General features: G+C 36.5%; 15 protein-coding genes. 13 read left to right on the top strand and 2 right to left on the bottom strand.

What is annotated here, in order from left to right; genetic code table 11:
* Position 1 precedes the first annotated feature (1 nt).
* From BUR19_RS02185 to BUR19_RS02205, 5 genes are all read left to right on the top strand, one after another.
* The gene (locus tag BUR19_RS02185) at positions 2-1426 is read left to right on the top strand and encodes a helix-turn-helix domain-containing protein (RefSeq protein ID WP_175565857.1); all 1425 of its coding nucleotides are present in this window, start codon (positions 2-4) and stop codon (positions 1424-1426) included.
* Between the two features lie 153 nt (positions 1427-1579).
* Entirely contained in the window at positions 1580-2962 is a 1383-nt protein-coding gene (locus BUR19_RS02190; protein WP_074233295.1) for a T9SS type A sorting domain-containing protein, read from the top strand.
* A gap of 178 nt (positions 2963-3140) precedes the next feature.
* Positions 3141-3572, top strand: a complete 432-nt coding sequence (locus tag BUR19_RS02195) for a BT0820 family HAD-type phosphatase (RefSeq protein WP_074235511.1) — start codon at positions 3141-3143, stop codon at positions 3570-3572.
* Between the two features lie 83 nt (positions 3573-3655).
* Positions 3656-4465 (top strand): type I methionyl aminopeptidase, encoded by an 810-nt coding sequence (gene map / locus BUR19_RS02200; RefSeq protein ID WP_074233296.1) that lies wholly within the window; start codon positions 3656-3658, stop codon positions 4463-4465.
* 3 nt (positions 4466-4468) lie between these two features.
* Complete coding sequence (locus tag BUR19_RS02205; RefSeq protein WP_074233297.1) at positions 4469-5233, top strand: class I SAM-dependent methyltransferase; 765 nt, start codon at positions 4469-4471, stop codon at positions 5231-5233.
* 14 nt (positions 5234-5247) lie between these two features.
* Here the strand turns inward: BUR19_RS02205 and BUR19_RS02210 are convergent, their stop codons facing one another.
* Both BUR19_RS02210 and BUR19_RS02215 read right to left on the bottom strand, forming a co-directional pair.
* Positions 5248-5799 (bottom strand): hypothetical protein, encoded by a 552-nt coding sequence (locus tag BUR19_RS02210; RefSeq protein ID WP_074233298.1) that lies wholly within the window; start codon positions 5797-5799, stop codon positions 5248-5250.
* Positions 5800-5866: 67 nt separating this feature from the next.
* A complete protein-coding gene (locus BUR19_RS02215; RefSeq protein WP_074233299.1) occupies positions 5867-7141 on the bottom strand; it encodes a tetratricopeptide repeat protein in 1275 nt (424 codons plus the stop codon).
* Between the two features lie 444 nt (positions 7142-7585).
* Between BUR19_RS02215 and BUR19_RS02220 the strand changes: the two genes are divergently transcribed.
* The 8 genes from BUR19_RS02220 to BUR19_RS02255 all read left to right on the top strand — a co-directional run bounded on the left by BUR19_RS02220 (position 7586) and on the right by BUR19_RS02255 (position 19617).
* Complete coding sequence (locus tag BUR19_RS02220) at positions 7586-8734, top strand: efflux RND transporter periplasmic adaptor subunit (RefSeq protein ID WP_074233300.1); 1149 nt, start codon at positions 7586-7588, stop codon at positions 8732-8734.
* Between the two features lie 100 nt (positions 8735-8834).
* Positions 8835-11981 carry an efflux RND transporter permease subunit gene (locus BUR19_RS02225; RefSeq protein WP_074233301.1) on the top strand — a complete coding sequence of 1049 codons (3147 nt, stop codon included), beginning with the start codon at positions 8835-8837 and terminating at the stop codon, positions 11979-11981.
* A gap of 16 nt (positions 11982-11997) precedes the next feature.
* Positions 11998-13395, top strand: a complete 1398-nt coding sequence (locus BUR19_RS02230; protein ID WP_245799007.1) for an efflux transporter outer membrane subunit — start codon at positions 11998-12000, stop codon at positions 13393-13395.
* A gap of 126 nt (positions 13396-13521) precedes the next feature.
* Complete coding sequence (locus tag BUR19_RS02235) at positions 13522-14214, top strand: AIM24 family protein (protein WP_074233303.1); 693 nt, start codon at positions 13522-13524, stop codon at positions 14212-14214.
* 162 nt (positions 14215-14376) lie between these two features.
* Entirely contained in the window at positions 14377-15219 is an 843-nt protein-coding gene (locus tag BUR19_RS02240) for a helix-turn-helix domain-containing protein (RefSeq protein ID WP_074233304.1), read from the top strand.
* 92 nt (positions 15220-15311) lie between these two features.
* Positions 15312-16622 carry a TolC family protein gene (locus BUR19_RS02245; protein ID WP_074233305.1) on the top strand — a complete coding sequence of 437 codons (1311 nt, stop codon included), beginning with the start codon at positions 15312-15314 and terminating at the stop codon, positions 16620-16622.
* A gap of 126 nt (positions 16623-16748) precedes the next feature.
* On the top strand, positions 16749-17870 hold the full coding sequence (locus tag BUR19_RS02250; protein WP_074233306.1) for an HlyD family secretion protein: 1122 nt from the start codon (positions 16749-16751) through the stop codon (positions 17868-17870).
* A gap of 157 nt (positions 17871-18027) precedes the next feature.
* Positions 18028-19617 (top strand): MFS transporter, encoded by a 1590-nt coding sequence (locus tag BUR19_RS02255; protein ID WP_083600626.1) that lies wholly within the window; start codon positions 18028-18030, stop codon positions 19615-19617.
* The last annotated feature ends 77 nt before the right edge of the window (positions 19618-19694 follow it).

Here is a 19694-nt window from a genome sequence, read left to right on the forward strand (position 1 = left end):
GATGGCTAATCTTGTATTTGGGCAGAATATTTTGTCTAATGATAACGACTACAATACAAAGAAAAGTGAAGAGCTCGCATCTTTGGCAGTTTCGTACTTCAAAAATAATGACCTTAAAAAATCTACAGAACTACTTTTCAAAGCCAAAGAATTTGCAGAAAAAACAGATGATTATGCATTGATTGCCAGAATGAATGGTTCTATTGCGCATCAGTATGTTCAACTAAATCTGAATGATAAAGCCAAATTCTATCTTGATAATGCTATCAAACAAATCAACAAATTACCAGAAGGAGACAAGAAAAAACTACTGAAAACTTTGTCTTATCTGGAAATCGGGAATATTGATTTTGATGAAGAAAATTATCAAAAAGCCAGCGAATTCTATAAAAAATCACTGAAGGAAATTGAGTTAGTCAAAAATCCTGATGAACAATCAATTTATCATCACAGGCGTTCGCTTTATAATATTGGGAATTCCTACTATTACCTTAAAAATGATTCTGCAGAAATCTATCTGAATAAAGCTCTTGCGATTAAGAACAATTATAACAATGAGATAAACTATTTCATTTATAATGCTTTGTCTCAAGTTTATGCGGGTAGGAAAGAATATCAACGAGCAATTGATACTTTGAAGATTGTTCTCAAGCATAAAAGTGATTTGGATACGCGTCTGCTTTCTGATGTTTATTATAATCTTTCCCAAGATTTTAAAGCTTTGAATGACCAATCTCAATATTCTCTTTACAATGAGGAATTCATAAAACTCAACAGAAGCATCAGAGAAAGTGAGATGAAAGCTATTTCGTCCGCTATCAATGCAGAACAGAAAGATTATAAAGATGCCATTTCTGATGCCGATAGTTCTAAGAAAAATATTGTGATTATTGCGACAGTTTTTGTTTTAATATTAGCTTTTGCAATTATCTTTTTACTTTATCGAAGAAAAAAAGAAAGAAAGGTTTTTGAAAATATCATTCATAAATTGGAGTCAGACAAGATCATTTCAACTAAAAATAAATTAGAATCTCCGGTAGAAGTTCAGAAAGATTCACCAGTTCAGATTCCTAATTCTGTCGAAAAAGATTTGCTGGATAAACTTCAGAAATTTGAAGAATCTGAGAAATTTACCAATCCGAAATTGACGATTGCGGGTCTAGCCCTTCAACTCAAAACCAATACAAGTTACCTTTCTGAGGTTATTAATAAGTATAAAGGCAAGAACTTCAATACTTACATCAATGAGTTGAGAATTGCGTACATCTGTCAGAAAATTTATACTAATAAAGAATATCAGAATTATAAAATAAGTTATCTGGCAGAAGAATGTGGCTTTGCTTCGCATAGTTCTTTTGCGACTGTTTTCCGAAATATTACGGGTATTTCGCCTTCTGTTTTCATTCGCGAAGCTTCAAAAAATTAATCTTTATAAAAGCTAAATTTTAAAATTTAAAATATTGAATTTCAGTATTTTGAATAATGATTTCTTATTTCAAAATCAAGGATTTCGAAAGGGTTAAAGTTGGATTTACAGATAATGTAACATAGTTTAGCATCAACAATTATAAAATTTGATATGAGAAAAAACTTACTTATTGCCTTGGCGTTATCCAGCGTTTTAGGATTTGCACAATCAGGTGAAAATTGCAGTTATGGAATTGGTTCGGACAAAATTTCAAACGGCGAAAATATTACGACAGGAGGTACTTATGAATATAGTGCAGCTTCTGATTTCGATGTTGCTCCAGGAAAAATTCTTACGGCAAAGCAATTAACGTTCAATGTTTTGAAAGGTTCTGCCAATCTAAACTTTGTGAATGTCTATATTCTTAAAGAAAACCAAGGCGTTCCTGGAGAAGTAATTCAGACTTTCACGAATTTGGTTCCGACTTCTCAGGTTTTGGATTATCAATCGACTTTAGAAAATATGGATGCTTACAAAATTACTGTAGATTTTCCATCGCCATTCGATTTGCCGAAAGGTAAATACTTTGTTCAATTACAAGCGGCTCCCGGCGACAATACGCCGGTAAGCTGGGAAATTACCGATCAAAATACGAGAAAATTAGGCAGATTCGATTTTACAAAATTTGATACAGATCCTTGGTTTGGTGGATTTTCTTACTACGATCACGTTTTTGAAGTTATAGGAAATTGTAATGACACAAGCGAACAGCAACCGACTGGAACGCCTTTCACAGCAGGTAATTTCGGAGATTCCCACGAAGCTGGTGTTCGTATGATCTGGACATCGTTGGCGGATGACTTTGTAGTTCCGGATGGGCAGAAACTGACATTTACAAAATTCAAAATTTCTACTTTGCAACTGGGTAATATCAAAAATGCGACAATCAATATCCGTAAGTCTGAGAATGATTTACCAGGTGAGATTCTTCACACTTTTGAGAATGTTGGTCCAACGACGGAGAATTTCTACGGTTATCACCCTGTACAAGGTTTCCCTTTGGATGTTGTGGCAGCAGATGTTGAGTTTGATTGGAGTCAGCCTGTTGACTTATTGCCGGGAAGGTATTTTATCGAGATTATTGCAGCGCCGTTTCCGTTCACAGACTATCAAAGTTGGGAAGTTACACCTAATTCTGGAAGTGACTTGGATTCTGTCGTATCATTTGACGGTGGAGAAACTTGGGAATCTAATGCCGGATACAATTATGTCTTCGAGATTTCAGGTTTCTTAAATCCATATTTGGCTGTTAATGAAGTTGGTAAAAATCAAGTATCTGTTTTTCCAAATCCAGTTTCCAATGAGTTGAATATCAGTTCAATTCAGAATGTTGACAAAGTATTCATCTACAATGCTGCAGGACAGACTATTAAAACTATTACTGAAGTTAAAAATAATAAGATAGACGTGTCGAATTTGTCAAAAGGAATTTATTTCGTCAATACAGTGTTGAAGAATGGAGAATCCAAAACTTTCAAAGTCATAAAACATTAATAAATATTCATAGTTATTACAATTATTAAATAGTAAAAACCTGATCTTTGGTCAGGTTTTCTTGTATAGAAAATTTAAAATATTTGATTAAATCAATAATTTCATTGATTTATAAAATTAAAAAGACATTTATATAATTTGTATATTTGCTCACTTATTTTCATAAAAAACAACAATGATAAAAAGTAATAAAAAACTAGCAATCGATTTCGATGGAACTATTGTGGATGATGCTTATCCGGGAATTGGGAAAGCCAAAACATTTGCATTCGAAACTTTGAAAAAACTTCAGGGAGAAGGTTACAGATTGATTCTTTGGACTTACCGACACGGTAAATCTTTGGAAGATGCGGTAGAATTCTGCAGAAAAAACGGATTAGAATTTTACGCTGTTAATTCCAGTTTTGAAGGTGAAGTTTTCGATTCGGAAACGCAATCAAGAAAGATTGACGCAGACCTTTTCATCGATGACAGAAATCTTGGCGGATTCCCGGGTTGGGGCGAAATCTACCAAATCATCAACGAAAGAATAGAGTTCCAAGTGGCGGGCGGTGAAGTTCACGCTTACTCCAAAATGAAAAAAGAAAAGAAAAGAGGACTTTTTTGGTAAGTCTCTTTGTAAAAGTAAAATGTAAAAAGTACAAAATATCGTTTTAAAAATACATTTTACATAATACATCAATGCAATTATAAATGATTCAACTCAAAAATATAGATGAGCTTCGATTGATGAAGCAAAGTGCAAGATTGGTATCCCAGACTTTGGGGATGTTGGCAAAAGAAATTAAGCCAGGCGTTACAACACTTCATCTTGATAAATTAGCTTATGATTTTATCAAAGACCACGGTGCAGAACCTGCATTCTTAGGCTATGGCGGATTTCCTGCATCACTTTGTATTTCACCAAATGAGCAAGTCGTTCACGGAATTCCAAATTCTGAACCTATAAAGGAAGGAACTATTCTTTCTGTAGATTGTGGTGTTTTCTGGAACGGATTTGTTGGTGACCATGCTTACACCTTTGAAGTTGGAGAAGTTTCCGATGAGGTTAAAAAACTATTGAGAGTTACCAAAGAATCTTTGTACAAAGGGATCGAGCAATGTGTGAGAGGAAAGAGAGTGGGAGATATTTCCAATGCTATCCAAAAACATTGTGAAAAAGAAGGTTATGGTGTAGTGAGAGAATTGGTTGGTCACGGTGTTGGAAGACAAATGCACGAAGACCCGCAAGTTCCGAATTATGGAAAACCAGGAAGCGGAAAAGTCCTAAAAGACGGAATTTGCCTTGCAATCGAACCGATGATTAACCTTGGAACAGAAAAAGTGAAGTTCCATAATGATGGTTGGACTGTTACAACTTTGGACAATCAGCCTTCCGCGCATTTTGAACACGATGTTTGTGTTTACAATGGAAAACCTGTTTTGCTTTCTACTTACGATTATATTTACGAAGCTTTAGGAATTAAATCTGACGAAGAAAAAGCTTTCCAAGTTGATTTTTAATCAATGAAAAAATTAGCCAAATTTCTCCTCAATAAAATCCCGAGACCAATGCTTATTAATCTAAGCATTTTTTTGCGTCCGATAATTGTTTTGTTTTTCAAGGGGAACAATTTTACAGACCCGATTGATGGAAGGTCTTATCGCAAATTCTTGCCTTACGGTTACGGAAAACAACGAGCAAATGCATTGTCTCCAGGAACGTTGTCTTTGGAAAGACACCGCCAAATGTGGCTTTATCTTCAAAATGAAACTATTTTCTTTACTGAAAAATTAAAAGTTCTTCATATTGCTCCGGAGCAGGAATTCCTCAGAAAATTCAAAAAAATGAAGAATCTGGATTATACTTCTGCCGATTTGTTTTCTCCGATTGTGGATGTAAAAGCTGATATTTTGGATTTACCTTTTGAGGATAATAGTTTTGATGTGATTATCTGCAATCACGTTTTGGAGCATATTGTTGATGATAAAAAAGCAATGTCCGAACTTTATCGTGTGATGAAACCGAAAGGTTGGGGAATTGTACAAGTTCCGATGAAAAATTCTCTGGAAAAAACTTACGAAGATTTCACCATCACAGATCCGAAAGAACGCCAAAAACACTTTGGTCAGTATGATCACGTTCGCTGGTACGGAATGGATTATTTTGACCGTCTGAAAAGTGTTGGTTTTGAAACCGAAATCAATTTCTATTCTCAAAAATTCTCAGAAGCTGATATCAAAAGATTTGGTCTTAATAAGAACGAGATTCTTCCTGTTGTGAGGAAATAATTAATTGACTGCTCCTATTTTTCTGTAAGAAATTTATACTTGTTGATGAAATAATCAAATATTCCAACGCATAGATAATAGATTCCGCCGAAGAGCATATTCATCAAGATATCACGATTATCAAATAAAAAATAAGATAGTGATATGATTAAAAGGAAAAACCACAAAAGCAATTTTCCAGCATAAACACCTGCAAATCTTGCTACCATTTCTTCGTCTTTTATGGTTTGAGACTGAATCAAACATTGGATTAGCATTACAAGATATCCACACATTAATTCCTCTTGTTTGAACAAATCAAAGGAATAAAAGTATAAAACCGGGCCCGACAAAACCAATCCAAAAATCAAAAATTTAAGGAGCATATTCGCTTTTGTCATTTTTGAAAAAATCAAAGTCGAGAAAATGAAAAGCGGATAAACCAGAAAAACCGAATACAACATATATTTGTAAATCAATAGTTCAGGCGTTTCTTCTCCATCCGAAATCCAAAATAACCTAAAGTACAAAAATGATAAGTAAAGCGAATTGAAACTGAATAAAATTGGAAGCGTTTGAGGTTTCATTAAAACAGTCCTTAGTTCTTTATCCTCAAAAATACTTATTATAAAAAAGCAAAAACCAATTTTTTGATTATTTTAATTTTCCCAACAAATCAATCCACCTTTGTTCCTGATGTAATATCTTAAATTCAGACTGTTTTAGAAGCTGAGTTATGGTTAATTTTCCTCGTAGATATAACAAATCCAAAAAGTCCAAAGCAATGCTTTTATATTTTTCATCTTTGTCAATTTTCGCGATTTTGGAAAACAAAATTGAAGCTTCGATGTTGTCATTATTACTCATTCCACCGAGAAAAGTGGAAGCTGTGTTGTAATCATCATAAGCCTTTTGAAATTCCTTTACATTATATGCTTTCTTGGCATTTTTCAACAATTCTTTAACTTGTGAATTGTAAATTGATTCTCTTTTTGCAGACTCTTTTGAATCAATAGGTTGATAAGAAAATCCATAAATCAAAGAATAGATTTCCAATGGTTCAAGTCCCAATTTTTCTCTTCTTTCATTTGCTAAATCCTCTCGTATCATAGGTCTAAAGCCAGATGCTTCTCCATTTCCTGACCAAATTACCTGCGTCCCGTACAATTGCTTATAATTCAAATTACATTGAACTCTGTCATATAAAAATACGTAATTTTCCATATTCAGCTCTTTTGTTCCGATTAACTTTTCCATTTCCGACAAAGCTTCGTTTTGAAATAGAACATCTTGGTCAGCGTGCTGAACAATCAACCAAAGATTATTTTGTCCGTCTTTTCCAATCTCCGACATTTTTGGCCAGCCATATTGCTTAATGATTTTTTTAGATTGAATTAGATTGAATGAATCCGCTTCATTAATTTGCTGGTCAATTGTTTTGGCTAAATTCTCATCTGTATTTTGTGATTTTTTATATCTAAGTTTTTGGTCATTCAGGCACATTAGATTGATTTCTTTTCTCAAAGCGGGAAGTTTCAAAGTCTTTTCATATTGTTTTTCCTGAGAAATTGCAAGCGTTTCAATTTCTCTCCATTTTTCAGAATTATTAGTTTTTAGATTATCAAAATAAGGGTCGAATAACAACCAATCAGCTTCAGTCCAGCCGGAAAATAAAGATGTTTTCAAATATTGGAAAGCTTTTTCCGAATCTTGATTTAAAGAATATATTCCAGCCACTTTATAAGCTGTAAGTGCATCAGGTTGTTGTATTTCGAAAGCCTTTTCGTAGAGTTGAACTGCTTTTTCCGGATTTTTTTGAAGATGAAATAAACTTGCCTGGGCAACTAAACTTTGATAAGTATTATCGGACTGCGCATTCGAAGAAATGTAAACTAAAGTGCAGAAAAAAATAAGTTTAATTGATTTCATATTTCCATTTTTATTAATGACAATTTTACATCAAAAAATATTACATTTTCATAATCAATTAATTTAAATTTCCATTTTATAAATTCTTGTAGAAGAGTATTCTGTCAAAAGTAAAATTGGTAAATAATTCAGTAATTTTGGTAATGTTTTCTTGCTAACATAAAAGTAGCTTTGCTTCATTAAGAATAATTGTGAAAAATTAGCAATAAAAAGCTTTTAAAAATCTCTATAATAAACAGCTTTTAAGTTTCCTGTTCAAACAAATGTTTGATGAAATTGTGTTAAATATTCTTTAAAATTATTTTTTAAGTTATTGAACACCAGTAATAATAGTTTTTGTTGATTATCTTTGATAGATATTATTATTAATTACATAACATAAGTGTTGTAGATAATCAATAAATTTGAACGTTTGTTTGAAAACACATCTAAAAATTAGTATTTATGAGGAATATCGCGATTAGCTTTTTTGTTGTTTTAGGTCTTTTAACATCTTGTTCAAAGTCAGAAAATAAAGATGACAAAAAAGAATTGCCACCACAACCATATGAGTATATCGTTGCGAAAAGTGGACCAGCTGAAAATCTGACACAATATCCTGCCCGATTAGAAGGCATCGAAAATGTAGAAATTAGACCTAAAATTGATGGTTTCGTAGAAAAAATCTACATCGATGAAGGTAGTCAGGTCAGCAAAGGACAATTACTCTTCCTCATCAGAAATCCTCAATACGAACAATCTGTTTTGGCAGCTCAGGCTACGGTAAACAGCGCACGAGCAGCAGTTGCAACCGCACAAATGCAAGTCACAAAAACCAAACCTTTGGTTGACAAAAAAATCATCTCGGCTTACGAATTACAATCCGCTGAATTGGCGCTAAAATCTGCGAAAGCATCTTTGGCTGAAACGCAGGCTCAATTAACAAATGCCCAAGTCAATCAAGGCTACACCAAACTTTACAGTCCGGTAAGTGGTGTTGTAGGAACTTTACCTTACAAAGCAGGAAGTTACATCAGCACAGCTACAGCGCAGCCATTAACAACAGTTTCCAATGTTTCAAAGATATTCGCTTATTTTTCCATTAATGAAAAACAACAGCTGGAATTCTTCAAACACGCAGAAGGTGCAACAATTAAAGAAAAATTAAAAAACTCGCCTTTGGTAGAATTGGTTTTATCAGACGGAAGCAAATATGAGGAAAAAGGAAAAGTTGAATCCATCAGTGGATTGGTTGACCCAAACACAGGCTCATTTTCTATGAGAGCCACTTTCCCAAATCCGAAAGGCCTTATCAGAAGTGGTTACAGCGCAACAGTTCAGATGCCGAATAATCTCGAAAATGTAATTATCATTCCACAAGCTGCAACGTACGAGATGCAGGGAAAAGTTTTAGTTTACCTGATTGGAGCTGATAACAAAGTGAAATCTACAGAAATTAAAGTCGAAAGTCTTCCAGACGGATTAACTTATGCTGTAACATCAGGATTAAAAGCTGGCGACAAAGTTGTGGTAGAAGGCATCGGACTTCTAAAAGATGATGCGCAGGTGGTTCCAAAAGAAACGACTTTGCAAAACGTAATCGATAGAAAATAGTCTTCCAAATTATTTCATTAATGTCAAAAGTGAGAATTTGAAAGCTTTCGATTTTGAAAGTCTTTTATCATTCCTCTTTTTTCCTTTAGTCTAAAAAAATATGTTTAAAAAATTTATAGAACGTCCGGTATTGTCCACCGTAATTTCCATTATCATCGTGATTCTCGGTGTTTTGGGAATCGTGACTTTACCGATTTCACAATATCCGGATATCGCCCCGCCAACAGTAGTTGTAAGTGCAAGTTATCAAGGTGCTAATGCCGATGTAATCCTAAAAAGTGTAATTGTTCCGCTAGAAGAACAAATCAATGGGGTAGAAGGGATGACTTATATGACCTCTACTGCGACCAATGATGGAAGTGGTTCGGTAACGATTTATTTCAAGCAAGGCGTTGACCCAGATATTGCTGCGGTAAATGTACAAAATAGGGTTTCCAGAGCTACGCCTTTGTTGCCTGCGGAGGTTACAAGAGCCGGAGTTACAACAACTAAAAGACAAAGTTCCAACGTATTGATTTTCTCTTTGTATAGTGAGAATCCTAATTACGATATGACTTTCCTTCAAAACTATACCAACATCAACATCGTTCCTCAAATCAAAAGGGTAACGGGCGTTGGTGATGTGACGGTTTTTGGTACCAAAGATTACTCGATAAGAATTTGGCTGGACCCGAATAAAATGGCTTCTTACGGATTGGTTCCTTCTGATATCAATACGGTTTTAGCTGAACAAAATATCGAAGCTGCGCCAGGAAGTTTAGGTGATGAAAGTAATGAAAGTTTCCGTTATACTTTGAAATATAAAGGACGATTGACAGAAATTCCCGAATTTGATAATATCATTCTAAAAGCTACAGAAAACGGGCAAACTTTAAAACTTAAAGATGTAGCCAGAGTAGAGTTGGGTGCACAAGACTATACGGGAACCAGTGTTACAGACGGTCATCCATCCATTGGTATGGCGGTCGCACAAACTGCAGGTTCCAACGCGCAGGATGTAATTAATCAATCTATTGCGGTTTTGGACAAGGCTCAGGAATCTTTTCCAAAAGGTGTAAAGTATGTGGCGTTAGTTAATGCTAATGACTTTTTGGATGCGTCAATCGAGAAAGTAATTCATACCTTGTTTGAGGCATTTATCCTTGTATTCATCGTAGTTTTCTTGTTCTTACAGGATTGGCGTTCGACAATGATTCCGGCGATTTCGGTTCCGGTAGCGATTGTTGGTACATTTTTCTTCCTGAGTATTTTCGGATTTACGATTAATTTATTGACGCTGTTCGCATTGATTTTGGCGGTAGGAATTGTGGTCGATGATGCGATTGTAGTTGTAGAAGCCGTTCACAGTAAGCTGGAGCAAGGGGAAAAATCGCCGTTAAGGGCTTCCATAAATGCGATGGACGAAATCAGTGGTGCGATTATCAGTATCACATTGGTAATGGCGGCGGTTTTCATTCCGGTTAGTTTTATCTCTGGTTCGGCTGGGGTATTTTATAAGCAATTTGGTTTAACATTAGCGATTTCGATTATACTATCCGCTGTAAATGCATTGACATTAAGTCCTGCATTATGTGCGATTTTCCTTAAACCTCATTCTCACGAAGAAAAGAATAAGAATTTTTTGCAACGATTTTTTACCAATTTCAATATCATTTTCGATGCGATGATAAAACGTTACTCGAGAGGGATTTTGTTTTTATTAAGAAAAAAATGGATGGCATTCGCTGGTCTGGCTTTGTTCGCTGGAATCTTTGTTTGGTTGATGAACACCACACCGAAATCCTTCGTTCCAAGTGAAGATATGGGAGGGATTTTTATGGATATCTCGCTTCCGATAGGTTCCAACGAAAACAGAACGAGAGAAGTTCTCGCCAAAGTTGAGAAAATTGTTGAAAAACAGCCAGAAGTTCTTCACATCTTCAAAGTTTCGGGAAGAGGAATGATTTCAGGAAGTGGTTCTAATAATGGGATGCTTATCGTAAAATTAAAGGATTGGAAAGACAGAACTAAAAAAGGGGAAGATCTACAATCTTTTGTTGCAAAAATGTATAAAGAAACAGCCGGAATCAAAGATGCAAAAATGACTTTCTTCGGAAGACCGACTCTGCAAGGTTTTGGTAATGCAGCAGGTTTCGAAATGCAGATTCAGGACCAGAAAGGTGGAAGTATCGCTGACTTAACTAAGGTTACAAATGATTTCATTGATAAAATGAATCAGCAGCCGGATATCCAAAGAACATTTACATCATTTAATCCAAATTATCCTCAATATATGATTGATATTGATATTCCTGCTGCAAAAGCGGCTGGATTCTCGGTGTCAGATATTTTGGGAACAATGCAGGGTTATTATGGAGGTGTTTACTCTTCGAATGTTAACTTGTTCGGGAAACAATATCGTGTGATTTACCAAGCGCCGTTTGAGAATAGAGAAAATCTGGAGAGTTTCAATATGATTCAGATTAGAAATTCCAATGGTGAAATGGCACCATTGAATAGATTTATTACAGCGAAAAGAGTTTACGGACCTCAGGCGATTGGGCGTTTCAACTTATTTACAGCAATCTCTCTGAATGGAACACCAAATCCTGGTTTCTCTTCCGGAGACGCTATTGCTACAGTGGAAAAAGTGGCGAAAGAAACATTACCACAAGGTTACGGTTACGAATTTTCCGGTTTGACTAGAGAAGAAGTTACGGCAGGAGGGCAAACGGTTTACATATTTATTTTATGTTGTGTATTCGTTTATTTCCTTTTGGCAGCGCAGTATGAGAGTTATATTTTGCCATTTGCAGTAATGTTGTCATTGCCGGTTGGTTTGGCTGGTGTAATGATGTTCAGTGCGTGGATTGGAGGTTCTAATAATATTTATACTCAGATTTCACTCATTATGTTGATTGGACTCTTGGCGAAGAATGCGATTTTGATTGTAGAATTTGCGCTTGATGCTAGGAAGAAAGGTTACAGTATTGCGCACGCCGCAATTAGTGGTGCGAAACAAAGACTTCGTCCGATTTTGATGACCTCGTTTGCCTTCATTTTCGGTTTGATTCCATTAGCGATTTCAACTGGAGCTGGAGCCGTAGGTAACCAATCGATTGGTATTGGAGCGATTGGTGGAATGTTGTTTGGAACTATTTTCGGAGTGTTCTTTATCCCGATTTTATTTGCAGTATTTATGTATCTGCAGGAAAAAGTGAGTGGCAAAAAAGACGTTGAAAAATACGAAGGCGAACTAAGCGAATAACCAAAAGTTGAGAAAAATGAATTTAAAAAATCTAATCATATTAGCAGGTGTCGCTGGTTTCTTTTACTCTTGTAAAGTCACAGATACTTACAAGAGTCCGGACATCGAGCAAAGTCGTCAGGACAATCTTTTCCGACAAAAAACCAATAACGACAGTACTTCTGTAGCCAACGTTGCGTGGAATCAAATCTTCACAGACGCGAAGCTTCAGAATATCATCAATAAAACCATTCAGAATAATCTGGATTTGAAAGTTGCTGTTGCGAGAATCCAGGAAGCGAGTGCCGTTTTCAAACAATCCAAATTGCAGAATCTCCCAAGTCTGGATGGCGTGGCTTCTGTCACGGAAACCAAAAACAGTGCAGCTGCTCAAGGTGGAAACTTTGTGATGCCCGATTTGCTTGTGTACAGATTAGGAATCTCCACAGGTTGGGAAATAGATGTTTGGGGAAGGATCAAAGCGCTTAAAAACTCGGCTTACGCAGGATTTCTTCAGACTGATGCGGCAAAACGCGCCATTCAAACACAAATGGTAGCTCAGGCGGCGACATTATATTATCAATTGATTTCGCTTGATAAACAATTGGAAATTACAAAACAAACCATCGAACTTCGTAAACAAGATGTAGAAACTGTACAGTTGTTGATGGATGCAGCATATCTGACAGGAGCTGACGTGGAGCAAAGCAAGGCAAACCTTTATTCAGCGCAACTATCGGTTCCGGATTTGGAAATGCAAATCCAGCAAACCGAGAATTCTTTGAATATTTTGATGAATGATAATCCTCAACCGATTGACAGAAATTCCATCGATTCTCAAGTGATTTACACAGATTTGAAAACAGGAGTTCCTGCTTCGTTACTGAAAAATCGTCCGGATGTTCAGTCTGCTGAATTAACTTTCCGTCAGGCATTCGAGAACAAAAATATGGCGATGGCGCAGGTTTATCCAACGATTAGCATCACGGGAACTCTAGGCTTGTCATCCAGAACTTTGGAAAGTTTTTTCACCAATTCTCTGTTCTATACACTTGGAGGAACGGTGACACAAAATATTTTCCAAATGGGAACCAGAAAAGCACAGGTTCGAATAATGGAAGCTCGTAAAATGCAGGCTTATTATACATTCGAAAAAGCTTTATTGACAGCAGGTTCCGAAGTTTCAAACTCTTTATTGTCTTATCAAAAAGCTAAAGAAAAAGAAACTACAAGACAACTTCAAATCCAGTCTTTGGAAAAAGCAGTGGAGTACAACAAAGAATTGTTAACCTATTCATCTAATACAAATTACGTGAATGTTTTAACTTCTGAACAATCATTATTAGCGGCAAAATTAGCAGGCGTAAATGATAAATTACAACAGTTACAAGCCGTTACAGAGTTTTACCGCGCACTTGGAGGCGGACAATTTTAAACACTAAATTTTTTTACTATACTTGAAAACCCGGCAATTTTGTTGGGTTTTTTCTTACTGTTTTGAAAATTTAATCTTTCGATTAATAAAAATTCTTATTTTAGGTTATCAAAAAAAATAAAAATTATGAGCAAATTTTCAATCGAAGCTTTCGTTAACGAAACAAAAGAAAATCCACAAGAAAAAGACTATTTCGAGCTGGAGAAACCAGAACTTCTGGAAATCAATCTCAACAACCAAGCGGTATGGACAAAGGCCGGAAGTATGGTTGGCTATGTTGGGAACATCAATTTCGAAAGACAAGGAATGTTGTCTGGAGGACTAGGTAACCTTCTTAAAAAAGCAATCTCCGGCGAAGGTACAAAACTAATGAAAGCAGAAGGGTCAGGTAGATTGTATGTTGCTGATAACGGTAAAAAAGTAAGAATCCTGCACTTGAACAATGAGTCTATTTCTGTCAACGGAAACGACGTTCTTGCACACGACCAAAGCATCAAAAGTGACATCAAAATGCTGAAAAGTATCGCAGGTGTTATGGCAGGCGGACTTTTTCAGGTAAAACTGAGTGGAACAGGTCACATCGCCATCACGACGCACGGACATCCTCTGACGCTTTTGGTGACACCGGAAAATCCAGTTTTCACAGATCCTAATGCGACCGTTGCTTGGTCAGGAAACCTAACGCCTGAGCTCAAAACCAACGTTTCTCTGAAAAGTCTTATTGGCAGGGGGAGTGGCGAAGAATTCCAGATGAAGTTTTCCGGAAACGGCTGGGTGCTCATCCAACCTTACGAGGAAGTTTACGTTATAACCAAATAAATTTTTAGGAGCTTAATCCCGCTATCCACTATTACTCCTCGCGCAACCGCAAATTCCATCGCTTGCTGTGGGGTAACCGTTACTATCGGGGCTAAAAAATAAAAACCTCAGAGAAATTTCTCTGAGGTTTTTATTTGAAATTAGATTCCTTAAATTTACAAAATGACAGCTTTAGAAAAATTCGGGGTTGAGATTTTTACTCAGGAAACGATTCACCAGAGAATTACGGTGGATAAACCCTTTCGTCCTGAGAATCCTGCGTTTTTATTTATAAAAAGCGGGACAATAAAACTCAGGCAACACCTCAGTGATCTGGAGCTTTCGGCCAATACTTTTATTGTCACAGATCCGCAAAGTGTCTATGAGCTGATTTCTTTCAGCGATGATTTTCAGTCGAGGATGGTTTCTTATAAGCGCGAATTTATTTCTACATTGTCGTTGAAATTTAATCGGTTAATTACCTACCGGTATTTCCGTCAGCAGATGAATGTCGGTGTTCCGTTTTCACCGGATGACCTGGAAGTGGTTTGGAAAAGCGTCAATTTTTTAAAATATATTCTCGATTCTAACACTGAAATGATCTATAAAAAAGAGATTGTGGAACATCTTTTCTCGGTTTTCTGCTATCAGATGGCAGGAATTATTTCTAAGGAAGACAGCAGTGCAATGAATCAGATGTCGAGACAGGAAGAGATTGTTTTTTTATTCCTTAATGATTTGTCAAATCATCATTTGAATAACCGCAATGTTGAGTTCTATGCAGAGCGGCAATCCATTACAACCAGACATCTTTCGTCGGTGGTGAAGTCGATTACGGGAAGATCGGCAAGCCAGATTATTGCTTCTATTGTAATTAATGAAGCAAAAGTATATTTAAACTCTTCTAATATGCCTGTTTCAGAGATTTCCTCCGTTCTTGGCTTTAGCGACCAGTACTCGTTTTCTCACTTTTTTAAGAAGCATTTGGGGATGAGTCCAAGCCAGTACAGGCAGCAATTTCAATAATCGAATCCTACATTTGAACATCTTTTTCCAAAAATCAAACATTTGTTTGAATATTTAACCGGCCTAACTTTGCATCTGTAAAACAAGGTAAAATGGTTAAGAACATAAAAACAGCAGTCTCAGTTTTGATAGGTCTCTTTCCTGCGCTGTTTTTTTCACAAGAAATAAAACAGATGACCGCAGATGAAGTTGCCACACTGGCAATTCAGAACCATCAGCAACTAAAAATTTCTGCTCAGAATATCGACATCGCAAAACAGCAGACGGATATTACTAAACTTCAGAAACTTCCTACAATCACAGCTTCGACAAGTCAGTTTTACTTGGGAAATGTGGTGGCAATCGACAAAGATTTTTCCAATTCAACGACGATTCCGATGCCTCATTACGGGAGTTCATATGCGGTTCAGGCGACTCAACTCATCTTCAAAGGTGGATTGGTGAATAAATCTATTGAATTGGCCGGACTTCGTGAACAGCTTTCCGAATTGGATTTAGAAAAAAATAAACAAGACGTAAAGTTTTTGGTGATTTCAAATTATTTAGATATTTATAAAATAATCAATCAGGAAAAAATTTTTCAGAATAACAAAAAGCTGGCTCAGGAAAGATTAAAAAACATCAATGATTTTTATAAACAAGGAATGATAACGAGAAACGAAATCATCCGTGGAGAATTAAACATCAAAAATCTCGACCAGGGAATTTTAACTTTAGTCAACAACAGAAAAATTCTTAATTATAATCTGAATATTGCTTTAGGGTTGAATTCTGAAACGCAGATTGTCCCAGTAGAAAATTTAGGAAACAAAGAAACCGGAATCGGAATGGATTATTATCTGAATCTCGCTCACGACAGCAATCCTCAAATGAAATCGGCAAAAACCAATATCGAAGTTGCAGATAAAAACATCGAAATCATTAAAACCGATAAAATGCCAACGCTCGCAGGTTTTGGAGGTTATACTCTGCAAAGACCGATTACAACAAGAAATCCTGTTTTGGATATGTACTCCGGCGGTTGGCAGGGCGGAATTTCTTTGAGCTATAATATTGATAATTTATACAAAACCAAAGAAAGAGTGAAGCTTGGGGAAATCCAGAAAAATCAGGCGAATGATGCGATGACTTTGGTACAGCAAAATCTTGATATGGCTGTAAATGCGGCTTATACAAAATATCAGGAAGCCATTCAGCAGGCAGAAATTCTGAATGATGCTAAAAATCTGGCCGATGAAAACTACAAAATCACAGAAGCTAAATATCTGAACCAATTGGCTGTACAGGCAGAAATGCTGGATGCACAGAACCAAAAACTGCAGTCGGAATTAGATTTTGCCAATGCGGAAATCAATGTGCTTTATCAATATTACAATCTTTTGAAATCAACGGGAACATTATAAGAAATGTTCTGTGGTCTTAGCAGAGTTTACGCCTTTGTAAACTTAAAAACAGTTAGTAGTCAAAAAACTTTGCGCACTCTGCGTTAAAAATAACATTCAATTTTATTAAAACTGAAAATCAAGATAATGGAAAACAAGGAACAAAATACTCAAGATACAAAACCGGCGGCTAATTCTGCCGTAGCGAAGAAGAAAGAAAATAAGAAAAATAAAATCAGAGCCATCATTTCAAACATTATTGTTTTTGCGGTGATTGGTTTCGGATTGTATTGGTTAGTTCGTCAGTACTTTCACATCGGCGATAAAACTTACACAGAAGCCGCTCAGGTGGAGGAATTTATTAATCCGATTAACACAAGGGTTTCGGCTTATATCAAGGAAATTAAATTTATCGAGCATCAACAAGTAAAAAAGGGTGATACTTTGGTCATTCTGGATGACAGAGAAATTCTTACACAGCTTGGTCAGGCAGAAGCGGCGTATCAAAATGCATTGGCTCAAAGGTCAGCAACAAGTTCTTCTGTCAACACGGTTTCCAACAACGTAAGTGTTATGGAATCGAACATAGCCGGAGCAAAAGCCAGACTTTGGAATGCAGAACAGAATTTAAACCGATATAAAAATTTATTGGCTTCGGAAGCAGTAACAAGACAGCAATACGACCAGATGAAAACCGAATATGATGCGCAAAAAGCAGCCTATGAAACATTGGTTAATCAAAAGCAATCGGCAAATCTTTCTACCACTGAAGTGAAATCTAAATTAGGAATCAACGATGCAGAAATCAAAAGAACAAAATCTGCATTGGATATGGCGAAAATCAATCTTTCTTACACCGTAATTACTGCACCTTACGATGGTGTAATGGGACGAAGACTGATTTCTGAAGGTCAGTTGATTCAGCCGGGACAACAAGTCGGAACCATCGTTTTGAATAATCAGAAATGGATAACCGCTAACTTCTTGGAAAGTCAAATGCCGAATATCAAAATCGGACAAAAGATAATGATGACCGCCGATGCATTGGGCGGAAAACAGTTTGAAGGAACCGTAACTGCCGTTTCAGCAGCAACAGGTTCGAGATATTCTAGCGTTCCAACGGATAATTCGACAGGTAATTTCATTAAAGTTCAGCAGAGAATTCCTGTAAGAATTGAGTTTACAGATTCCAACAAAAAAGAAGATGTTGCGAAACTGAGCGCAGGGATGAATATGAATGTGTCTATTAAAGAGCCAGGTAAAAAGTAAAAAGAATCAAGTAAAAAGGATGGAAGCTGGAAGCGGGATTATGGAAGTATGTGATTCGTCGCCTTGCAACACCGAGTGATAAAATCTTTAGAAATCAACTCACTGCTGGAAAACTTCCGGCACAAATCTTCCAACTTCCAACCTTAAAAACAACATTATGTACAACCAAGGTCTTTTCAGTAATTGGGTTCCGAAACCGCTTCAGCTATTTATGCTGTTCCTGATCACGCTTATCGCAATGCCGGTGAGTGGAGTGTATACTGGAAGTTTAAGCTATATGGTGGGCGATACGGGAGCGCTGAGCGAATATTATATGTGGGCAAACTATGCCACAACAGTAGGGATGGGCGCTGCAATGCCTATCGTTTTGAGAGCTAAAATGCGTTTCAAAGTGCGAGATAAAGTCGTGGCTTTACTGGTATTGATGGGTGTTTTAAGTTTCATCAATGCTACAACTTCCAATCCAATGGTAATTGTTTTTATATCATTGATTTTAGGGTTCTTCAAAACATTTATTACAATTGAAGTATTTCTCCCATTGATGATGCTGATGGGCGGAAGGGGAATATTTTACGGTGTTTTTTACACTTTTATTCTCGTGATAACTCAGGTTGCAAATTATTACGCCGTAGAATTTTCTATCATTTACAATTGGAGACAGTTCCTCATTTTTGTAGCGATTCTCTGTTTCATTGTAGCACTGATTTGCTGGGCGTTGATGCACAATAAATATTTTGCGCTTAAAATGCCTTTGCATTACATCGACTGGCTGAGTATTCTTCTATTTATTTCGACATTTATGTTTTCGGCGTATGTTTTTTCATTCGGGAAACAACAGGATTGGCTCAATTCACAGAATATCATTAATGCAAGTATTGCTGCATTTGTGAGTTTTGCTTTGATGGTCATACGTCAGGCGACCTTAAAACGACCATATCTTTCCTTCAAAATTTTCACACGAAACAATGTGCAGGTCGGGTTATTCCTTTTGCTTTGTCTCGGGATGTTTCTGGCAACCACTTCACTTCAGAACATCTTTTCAGTCGGAGTTTTAGGATACGACCAGTTGACGAATGCTAAACTGAATATGATGATGATTCCGGGAATGTTACTGGCAGGAATTTTAGCCGTATATTGGTTTAAAAAAGAAAAAAAGCTCAAGTTTTTCATCTTTGCAGGCTTTTCTTCGATGGTGGCGTACTGCATCATAATGTATTTTTCGATGGTACTCGAGTTCAGTTATGAAAGTTGGTATCTGCCAATGTTTTTAAAAGGATTCGGGATGTGTTCGCTCTACATATCAGTTTGGTATTACGCTTTGGATAAGCTCGAAATCAACGATATGTTGCCCGCAATCGGATTATTTTTGGTTTGGCGTTCTTTCGTCACAGTCGGACTTTTCTCCGCCCTATTTTCGTGGACTCAATACCAGTTTCAGATCGAGAGTCTTGGAGATTTAGCCGTCTATATGGACGGAATGACACTTAATGCCCAACCCAATCTCAGCCTGAAAACCATTCAGCTCAACGCGATGATTGTAGCCAATAAAAAACTGTTCGGATATATTGTACTTGCCGGTTTTGGGATTTTAATTTTCGTAATGACCCATCATTTCGGATATCCTAAATTCACTTTAGATAAACTTGTAAGGCTCTTCGGCGGTAAATCCGTCGTCGCCCGAAGACGCTTAAGAGAAAGAAAAAAATTAGCAGAAAGCCTGAAAGATGGCGTAGGTTCTGCGATATAAAAAATACCTTGTTTTTACTTGTAAGGTCCCGTCTTGTTTTCAGAGCGGGGCTTTGCTTTTGTGCTAATCATTTTCAG

The sequence above is a fragment of the Epilithonimonas zeae genome (assembly GCF_900141765.1).
Classification (GTDB): Bacteria; Bacteroidota; Bacteroidia; order Flavobacteriales; family Weeksellaceae; genus Epilithonimonas; species Epilithonimonas zeae.

Excerpts from the sequence above, each read along its gene's own strand:
- BUR19_RS02185 (WP_175565857.1), top strand. The coding sequence starts at position 2 with ATGGCTAATCTTGTATTTGGGCAGAATATTTTGTCTAATGATAACGAC.
- BUR19_RS02190 (WP_074233295.1), top strand. The coding sequence starts at position 1,580 with ATGAGAAAAAACTTACTTATTGCCTTGGCGTTATCCAGCGTTTTAGGA.
- map (WP_074233296.1), top strand. The coding sequence starts at position 3,656 with ATGATTCAACTCAAAAATATAGATGAGCTTCGATTGATGAAGCAAAGT.
- BUR19_RS02205 (WP_074233297.1), top strand. The coding sequence starts at position 4,469 with ATGAAAAAATTAGCCAAATTTCTCCTCAATAAAATCCCGAGACCAATG.
- BUR19_RS02210 (WP_074233298.1), bottom strand. The coding sequence starts at position 5,799 with ATGAAACCTCAAACGCTTCCAATTTTATTCAGTTTCAATTCGCTTTAC.
- BUR19_RS02215 (WP_074233299.1), bottom strand. The coding sequence starts at position 7,141 with ATGAAATCAATTAAACTTATTTTTTTCTGCACTTTAGTTTACATTTCT.
- BUR19_RS02220 (WP_074233300.1), top strand. The coding sequence starts at position 7,586 with ATGAGGAATATCGCGATTAGCTTTTTTGTTGTTTTAGGTCTTTTAACA.
- BUR19_RS02225 (WP_074233301.1), top strand. The coding sequence starts at position 8,835 with ATGTTTAAAAAATTTATAGAACGTCCGGTATTGTCCACCGTAATTTCC.
- BUR19_RS02230 (WP_245799007.1), top strand. The coding sequence starts at position 11,998 with ATGAATTTAAAAAATCTAATCATATTAGCAGGTGTCGCTGGTTTCTTT.
- BUR19_RS02235 (WP_074233303.1), top strand. The coding sequence starts at position 13,522 with ATGAGCAAATTTTCAATCGAAGCTTTCGTTAACGAAACAAAAGAAAAT.
- BUR19_RS02240 (WP_074233304.1), top strand. The coding sequence starts at position 14,377 with ATGACAGCTTTAGAAAAATTCGGGGTTGAGATTTTTACTCAGGAAACG.
- BUR19_RS02245 (WP_074233305.1), top strand. The coding sequence starts at position 15,312 with ATGGTTAAGAACATAAAAACAGCAGTCTCAGTTTTGATAGGTCTCTTT.
- BUR19_RS02250 (WP_074233306.1), top strand. The coding sequence starts at position 16,749 with ATGGAAAACAAGGAACAAAATACTCAAGATACAAAACCGGCGGCTAAT.
- BUR19_RS02255 (WP_083600626.1), top strand. The coding sequence starts at position 18,028 with ATGTACAACCAAGGTCTTTTCAGTAATTGGGTTCCGAAACCGCTTCAG.